This is a genomic window from Cereibacter changlensis JA139, from assembly GCF_003034985.1.
Classification (GTDB): domain Bacteria; phylum Pseudomonadota; class Alphaproteobacteria; order Rhodobacterales; family Rhodobacteraceae; genus Cereibacter; species Cereibacter changlensis.
This window is the reverse complement of record NZ_PZKG01000152.1, coordinates 1-8,427: the sequence shown is the minus strand read 5'-3', so window position 1 is coordinate 8,427 and position 8,427 is coordinate 1. Positions and strand designations below refer to the sequence as shown.

Sequence of the window (8,427 nt, the reverse complement as noted above, 5' to 3'; positions counted from 1 at the left end):
TGTATGTACTTTTGCAGCAGCTCCGGCGCGACCCGAGCGCGAACGCGGAACATCAGCTTTTCACGCTCGGCGGCGGTTTCGACGGTTTTGGGGGTGAATTGCGCGACATCGGCCACATAGCTGACCGCCGCCGGGATGACATATTCCGGCGCAGCATCGAGGACCAGCCGAACTTCGGCGCCGATGGAGACCCGGCCCGCCTGCGATGTCGGCAGGAAGAACGTCATGTAGACGTCATTCAGATCGACGAGGTTCAGAACCCGCCCGCCCGCCGGTACGATCTCGCCTTCTTGCGCAACCAGATACTGCACCCGACCCGCACGCGGCGATTTCAGCGTGCTGTCGTCGATAGAGGCCGAGACGGCGTCAATCGCCGCCTGCGCGGCGACCACGGCCGCCTCGGCGTCCACGACCTGGGCCTTGGCCGCGGTGATGCCCGCATCCGATGCCGCCACCGAGGCCTGGGCTGCGCCCAATACGGCCTCGGCTTGCAATGCGGCGGCGCGGTCATCGTCCAGCAGCTGCTGCGAGACCGCGTTTCGTTTGACCAGCTCTTCCGAGCGCGCCAGGCGCTGTTCGGCGGCGACCATCGCGGCCTCTCGCTGCTGCGCCACCGCCAGCGCGGAGTTGCGCTCCGCCTCGGCCTGTCGGACGAGGCTGTTCGCAGTTTCGATCGCGATCTTCGCGCGCTCCAACTGGGCTTCGGCCTGGCGCTTCTGCGCAGTCAGCTGCACCGTGTCCATTTGGACCAGGATCTGATCGACCTCGACAAAATCCCCTTCGGACAGGGGAATATCCGCAATGCGCCCCGCCATCAAAGCGGCAATATCAACCTCAGTAGCCTCGATTCGTCCGTTACCCGAGGCGATGCCCGCCGGCAGTGCGTCGGAATTGGCGTTGGTCCAGGCGACATAACCGCCCACCAGCACCGCAGCACCTACTGCAAGACCAATCCACTTCCCGAACTTCTGCGCCATTGTTTCACCGTCCTCATTATCGTGTTCAACCGTTTGATGTAGGGGCGCCACCCTCAGAGAGGTCCGAGACTGATCAGGCGGCCGTATCGGTCGGCCTGATGATGAAAATGTCGCCCACGCGGGCCAGCGCTTCAAGACTCATCTATATCTATAGTATCGCTGAAGCCCCTCCTGGGAGCACTTTTTTGTCACTGTGATCCTATCAGGATCAGGAAGATCTGGGTCCTTTGCGCTCAGCCGCTGGTCGAGCCGTTTCAGACGATGCAGGTTGGGGCCTCGGCGGCCGCCCCATCGTCGCCGGATCGTCGGACCGAAGCATTTCGGCACTCCAGGCGCCTCGTTCCGCGCGATCGCCCCCGCTGTGCCGGCCTTCCGCAACCTGGCCTTCTGGCGCGGCGGAATGACTGCGGCAGCGCCTCGGCGGCGATGGCCTCGCGGCGCTTGAGAATATCGAAGGCGCCATCGGCCGTGACGCTGGCGATTTTCTGATCGGTGGATCGGGTCCGGAAGGTCCGGCAGCATGAGGGCGTCACCAAGGTTGCTGGTGGCGGGTCACATTCTTCCAAGCCCGGGGTGTGGCTCTGCCCATGCCATCCCGGCTGGAATTACCACGCGAATCTCTCATTGTATTTTGCATCAAAGTCCGGTTCGGCCAAAAAGGCTTCCCGTCACCTCTGCTTCTTCTCTATGTCGCCACAAAACCCGAGAAATGCGGCTGCTTCCGGCAATCGGCGGAGACTCTGCGGGATCACCAGAGTCTTCATGCCGAGAGCCGCAGTTTTTTCAAGCGCTCATCAGCTCCGGGTTGCTGGATCATCGAACATATCTGTATCTACGCCGCAAAAAGCGTGTTAGTTTATTGAAGGCCATCAGCGAAAACCTTGCCGAAAGGCGCCGGACTTGAGAAAGCGGCCGAGCAGCAGCGGTCTCCGCTGGTAGCTTCATTAAAGGGGCCCTGCGAATGAACAGGGAACAGCAGATCAATATCTGGTACTGGATAGCGGCCTTCCTGCTGCTGCTGCTGTTTCAGTCCTGGTGGCAGGGTATCTCAGTCACCGAACGCATCCCTTATTCGCGTTTCATCGAGCTTCTGGAACAGGACAGCATCGCCGAGGTGCAGGTACAGACCGAACGGGTGATCGGACGCTATCGCGAGCCTCGGGGCGACGCCGAGTTTTTCGTCACCAACATCGTGCCTGAGGATCTGACGCGACGGCTGGAGCGGTCGAACATCGAGTATGACGGCGCGGTAACCAACACCTTCCTGTCGCAGCTCCTGTCATGGGTGCTGCCGGTGCTGGTGTTCTTCGGCTTGTGGATGCTGGTCTTCCGCAGGATTGCAGAGAAGCAGGGTTTCGGTGGCCTGATGACGGTCGGCAAGTCGAAGGCCAAGGTCTATGTCGAAAAGGATACAGGCGTCACCTTCGAGGACGTGGCCGGGATAGACGAGGCGAAGGCGGAACTCGCGGAGATCGTGAGCTTCCTGAAGGAGCCCGAGAAATACGGCCGGCTGGGCGCGCGCATCCCCAAGGGCATCCTCCTGGTCGGCCCGCCCGGCACCGGCAAGACCCTGGTTGCCCGCGCCGTGGCGGGCGAGGCAAGGGTGCCTTTCTTCTCGATCTCGGGGTCGGAATTCGTCGAGATGTTCGTCGGCGTGGGCGCGGCGCGGGTACGCGACCTGTTTGAACAGGCCCGCAAGACCGCGCCCTGCATCATCTTCATCGACGAGCTGGATGCGTTGGGAAAGAAGCGCGGGGTCGGCGCCTTCGGCGGTGGCAATGACGAAAAGGAGCAGACGCTTAACCAGCTTCTGACTGAGCTTGACGGCTTCGATCCGCGCGAGGGCATCGTGCTGCTGGCCGCGACCAACAGGCCCGAGATCCTGGACCCCGCTCTGTTACGCGCCGGTCGCTTTGACCGGCAGGTGATGGTGGATCGGCCCGACAGGGGGGGACGCGCGGCGATTCTGCGGGTCCATCTGAAGAAGGTGAAGGGCGACCGGCTGGATGTTGACCAGATCGCCGCGCTGACGCCGGGCTTCACGGGCTCGGAATTGGCCAACCTCGTCAACGAGGCGGCGATCCAGGCCACGAGGCGCGGGGCCGAGGCCGTGACCATGGCCGATGTGACTGCCGCTATCGAGCGCATCGTTGCGGGTCTTGAACGCAAGGGTCTGCTGTTGAACCCCAAGGAGCGCGAGGCGGTGGCCTGGCATGAAATGGGGCATGCACTGGCCGCGGCCAGCCTGCCGGGGGCGGACCCGGTCCAGAAGGTCTCGATCATCCCGCGCTCGATCGGGGCGTTGGGCTACACCATGACGCGGCCGCTCGAGGACCGGTTCCTGATCACCGGCGCCTATCTGGAAAACCGCATGGTCATGCTGCTGGCAGGCCGCGCCGCCGAGGATCTGATGCTGGGCGAGATCTCCACCGGGGCCGCCGACGACCTCGCCCGCGCCACCGACATCGCCCGCCAGATCGTCACCCGCTTCGGGATGCACCCCGACATCGGTCAGGCGGTGCTGGAGCCTGAGCGGCAGAGCCTGCTTGGCGACGGCGCACCCGGCCTGACCCCGCGCAGCTATTCCGAGGCGACCGCGCGCGAGGTGGATCTGGCCGTGCGCCAGTTGATCGACGCCGCCTTCGCACGGGCGAAGGAGGTCCTGACTCGGCGGCGCGCCGATCTGGAGGCCGGGACCCGGCTGCTGCTGGAACGCGAGACGATCACGCCCGACGATTTCCCTGCGCTGAGGCCGCTCGCGCAACCGGCGGAGTAGGCCGATGCGGATGCGCCCGGGATGGAATGTCTGTCTCGACCCCTGGACGGCCGAGTCTTCGCCAGTGGTTCGGGCAGGTCATCAAGCTGGCCTTTCCTGCGCCGGGGATCGTCGTGACGCGCGCGGCGAGGTGGACTCTTCTGCTGAAGGCCTTCGTGGAGCTCCGTTGGATGGCGCGCTGGACCCGGCCGACCCCCGGCGTTCGAGGCGGTTTGCCGGGTCATCATCGAGCTGGAGTTCAGGCGCTCGATCTTGGCCTCGAACCAAAGCCACGGCGCCGAGTTCCTTGGGCGCAGGGCGGCGCCCGCCGCTCCTGGCGCTGTTGCGCAAGGTCATCGTCCCCGATCCGGCATAGGCCGGCGTGGGCATCCTCCGAGCGCTGGCCCCCGCTAGGCCGGCGCCTGGGGGCCTCTGTCGGCTGATCCGCCGGCAGGACGAAAAGGCCGACGGACGGCCTGCCTCCGCTGCAGATGCACCGGAACAAGGCCGTTCAACCATCCCTGATGAGATGAGCCCGAAACAGCGAAGAGGAGTTCCGAAATGAAAGGCAAATGCGACATCTGCGGAAAGCCGGCCACGGTGCGCGTGCGCACCTCGGTCAATGGCGAGGAGCAGAACATGGAACTGTGCGACGAGCATTACCGCGAGGTTCTACGTCGGCGGGGGAGAACGGCCTCGCCGCTTGAATCCCTGTTCGGCCGGCGCGGCGGCCTGTTCGAGGAATTCTTCGGCGAGCAGCCCTTCCGCAGCTTGATGTCCGACGCGCGCTCCGACTTGCCGCAGGGTCTGGAAGGCGGTGATGGCAGCCGCGGGGACGATGTCGCGGATGCCAGAGTCAACGAGGGGGCCCCGCGCGAGGCTGACCGGGCCCGCTCGGCGCGCCGACAGGGCGGCGGGTTCACCAGCAAAATCAGCGACCAGGCCGAAAGGCTGTTGCAGGAGGCCGCACAGCATGCAGCCGCAATGGGCCGGGCCGAGGTGGATACCGAGCACCTGCTTCTGGCGCTGACCGGGTCCGAGGTGGTCAGGACGGTCCTCGACCAGTTCAAGATCTCGGTCGATCAGCTCAAGGCGCAGATCGAAGCCGAGGCCAAGCGCGGTGACAAGCCGCATGAGGGCGAGATCGGCGTCTCTCCTCGCGTCAAGGACGCGCTGTCGCGCGCCTTCGGCGCCTCGACCGACATGGGGCATTCTTACGTCGGACCCGAACACCTGCTGATCGGTCTGGCGGAGGAGGGCGAGGGTCTGGCGGCGAACATGCTGCGCAAGCTGGGCCTGACCCCGCAGGCGCTGCGCCAGCAGGTGTCCCGCGTCGTCGGCAAGGGGGCCGAGGACGGCAGCGCCCAGCCGCCGACCAACACGCCGGAGCTGGATAAGTATTCCCGCGACCTGACCCAGGTAGCGCGCGACGGCAAGCTTGATCCGGTGATCGGGCGTGCCGCCGAGATCGAGACGACAATCGAGATCCTCGCCCGTCGCAAGAAGAACAACCCCGTGCTGATCGGCGAGCCCGGCGTGGGCAAGACCGCCATTGTCGAGGGTCTGGCGCAGCGCATCGTCGATGGCGAGGTGCCCGAGGCGATCCGCGGCAAACGGCTGGTGGAATTGAACATCAACTCCATGGTCGCGGGGTCCAAGTATCGCGGCGAATTCGAGGAGCGGGTGCAGAATATCCTCAAGGAGATCACCGAGCATCAGGGCGAGATGATCCTGTTCATCGACGAGTTGCATACCATCGTCGGCGCCGGCCAGGGCGGCGGCGAGGGCGGGCTTGATGTCGCAAACGTGCTGAAGCCCATGCTGGCGCGGGGCGAGTTGAACCTGATTGGCGCGACGACCCTGAACGAATACCAAAAGTACATCGAGAAGGATGCGGCCCTCGAGCGCCGCTTCCAGCCGGTGATGGTGCCGGAACCCAGCGTGGCCCAGGCGATCATGATCCTGCGCGGCCTGCGCGACACTTTCGAGGCGCATCACAAGGTCACGATCACCGACGAGGCCATCGTGGCGGCAGCGGAACTGTCTGACCGATATATCCAGGGCCGCTTCCTGCCCGACAAGGCGATCGACCTGATCGACCAGTCGGCGGCGCGGGTGAAGCTGTCCGCCACGGCCCGCCCCGTCGAGGTGCAGGAGATCGAGGCCGAGTTGCACACGATGCACCGCGAACAGGACTATGCCGCCGCGCGAAAGAACTTCGACAAGGCGTCCGAGATCGGCCAGCAAATCGCCGACAAGGAAGCAAGGCTCAACGAACTGACCGAGGCCTGGGAAAAGGCGCGCGCCACCGGCTCGGCCGAGGTGCGGGCCACCCATGTGGCGCAGATCGTCTCGAAGCTCACGGGCATCCCGGTCGATGAACTGACCCAGGAGGAACGCACGAAGCTGCTGAAGATGGAGGAGTTGCTCCATGCCCGCGTCATCGGCCAGGAAGAGGCGATCAGGTCCGTCTCGGATGCCGTGCGGCTGGCCCGGGCCGGCTTGCGCGAGGGCTCGAAGCCGGTGGCGACCTTCCTCTTCCTCGGACCAACCGGGGTGGGAAAGACCGAGCTCGCCAAGGCGCTCGCTGAGGTCGTTTATGGCGACGAGGACGCGCTGTTGCGCATCGACATGTCGGAATACATGGAGAAGCACACGGTCGCCCGGCTGATCGGCGCGCCGCCCGGCTATGTCGGCTATGACGAGGGCGGCCAGCTGACCGAGAAAGTCCGACGGAAGCCCTATTCGGTCATCCTGCTCGACGAGATCGAGAAGGCGCACCCGGATGTGTACAACGTGCTGTTGCAGGTCTTCGACGACGGGCGGCTGACCGACGGCAAGGGGCGCGTGGTGGACTTCACCAACGCCATCATCATCGCCACGTCGAACCTGGGCGCCGACCGCATCCAGAAGCGGCTGCTGTTGCGCGGCACGGCGGCCGAGAAGCCCGACATGCTGAAGGCGGAGTTGATGGAGGTGCTGCGCGGCCATTTCCGGCCCGAGTTCGTGAACCGCCTGGACGAGATCATCGTCTTCCACAGCCTGACAAAGGACGAGATCCGACAGATCGTTCTCTTGCAGCTCGAACGGTTGAAAGGCATCGCCGCCGCGCAGCGGGTGAGCATCGTCTTCGAGGATAGCCTGATAGACATGCTGGCGGCCGAAAGCTACCGCCCCGAATACGGGGCTCGCGAGCTCAAGCGACAGATCCGCAGCCTCGTCGAGACCCGGCTCGCCCGGGCGATGCTGGGCGGCGAGGTGGCGCAGGGCGACACGGTGCGCATCGGCTGGGATGCCAAGGCCGAGCAGGTGCGCATCGAGCCGGAGGGCAATGCGACCCAGACCGGGCCGGGGGAGACGGCGGTGAAGTGACTCTGGCTGCATCGGATGTGCAAGGGCGGACGGCGCCGGTCGCGGCCGTCCGGCTATCCCCCAGAAACGAGAAAGAGCTTCTTGTCCCTAACGGGGTCCACTTCGCCCGGTCCGGCTCATGGCGCGAACGCCCTGATCCTGCGTCCGCCGCGGCTCCCGACCGAGGACCATTCACGTCAAGACCGCCTGAAACAGACTCAAAGGAGAAAACCTATGAAATAAAGGACCTGATCCCTTGGGCGCGGAAGGACGATGCCGCCCGCCAGCATCATGACCATGACGGCGAGAACCCGATCGCAGCCCTGCAACGCGAGATGAACCAGATGCTCGAAGGGTTCTGGAACCGCTTCGGCAAGAGCACGGGCGATCCGGACTGGCCTTCGGACCCTTCCGGGCCGAAATCTGACGTTGTCCAGACGGACAATGCCGTGGAAGTCTCGATCAAGCTGCCCGGCATGACGTTGGATGACATCGAGGTCACCGTCTCGGGAGGCATGCTGACGGTGAAAGGGGAGAAGAAGGTCGAGCGGCAGGAGGAAAAGAAGGGCTACTACCTTTCCGAACGCAGCTATGGCGCGATCTGGCGCACCATCCCGCTGCCGCCCGGCGTGGATGGAGAGAAGGCCGAGGCAAGTTACAGGAATGGCTTGCTGACCGTGCGCCTGCCGCAAACGCCCGAGGCTCAGGCCCGCGTCAATCACATCGAGGTCAAGCAAGGCTGAGGCCTCCGACAGGGGCGCCGCCGGGCGCCCCTGCAGTGCTTCGGAGGATTTCGTGCTGCGTCCACGCGTCTTCCCCTGCGCCTGCCTCGTGACGCGACTGCTCGCCCTGCCCTCCGGAGCGACAACCGCTGACGTGCGTGCTGCGCGACTTGCGGCGGAGAGGCTGTCGGTCGCGGTCGTCGTTCCACCCAGCCTTGCGGCGCAGGCCGGGCTGCGACGGGCGATGCCGTGGGGTCTCTGGTCCGGCGACGGAGAAGAGGTCTTCGTCGTTCCGCCGTGCCGGCCAGCAACAAGAAGCCGCCGTCCTCCCGGCAGGGCCGGACGCTTCGCCTTATCTCCACGCCTGCGGCGCCCGGCCGGGGCCGAGCAACCGAGACGCCCCACTGTCGCCCGATTTCACCCACCGCCTGACCAACATCGCCCACCACGACGCTGATCCTTGCCGGCATGGGCCTGATCGCCTGGGCGGTGGTGGGGGTGGTCGCCGGACCCGACATGACGCTGTTCATCGTCGCGGCGACGCTCGCCGGGCTGATGCTTGCACCTTCTGTCTCGCGCAGGCTCTTGCTGCGCGGCTACAAGGCGCGACCGCTTGGCCCGC

General features: G+C 65.2%; 4 protein-coding genes and 1 pseudogene. 3 read left to right on the top strand and 2 right to left on the bottom strand.

The genetic code is table 11. The annotated features are described in order from the left end of the window. The coding region (locus C5F48_RS19975) for an HlyD family secretion protein (RefSeq protein ID WP_107665552.1) at positions 1-977 on the bottom strand (977 nt) is incomplete at its 3' end. Between the two features lie 216 nt (positions 978-1,193). After that, positions 1,194-1,523: pseudogene (locus tag C5F48_RS26215) on the bottom strand (transposase); the annotation flags it as partial. A gap of 415 nt (positions 1,524-1,938) precedes the next feature. Between C5F48_RS26215 and ftsH the strand changes: the two are divergent. The 3 genes from ftsH (at position 1,939) to C5F48_RS19960 (ending at position 7,826) form a co-directional block, all read left to right on the top strand. Next, on the top strand, positions 1,939-3,753 hold the full coding sequence (gene ftsH / locus C5F48_RS19970) for an ATP-dependent zinc metalloprotease FtsH (protein WP_107665550.1): 1,815 nt from the start codon (positions 1,939-1,941) through the stop codon (positions 3,751-3,753). Positions 3,754-4,293: 540 nt separating this feature from the next. Next, on the top strand, positions 4,294-7,104 hold the full coding sequence (locus C5F48_RS19965; protein WP_107665549.1) for an ATP-dependent Clp protease ATP-binding subunit: 2,811 nt from the start codon (positions 4,294-4,296) through the stop codon (positions 7,102-7,104). Beyond that, positions 7,101-7,826, top strand: coding sequence for an Hsp20/alpha crystallin family protein (locus C5F48_RS19960; RefSeq protein WP_245941485.1), 726 nt, complete (start codon positions 7,101-7,103; stop codon positions 7,824-7,826). Before C5F48_RS19965 ends, C5F48_RS19960 begins: the two co-directional genes overlap by 4 nt. Positions 7,827-8,427: the final 601 nt, after the last annotated feature.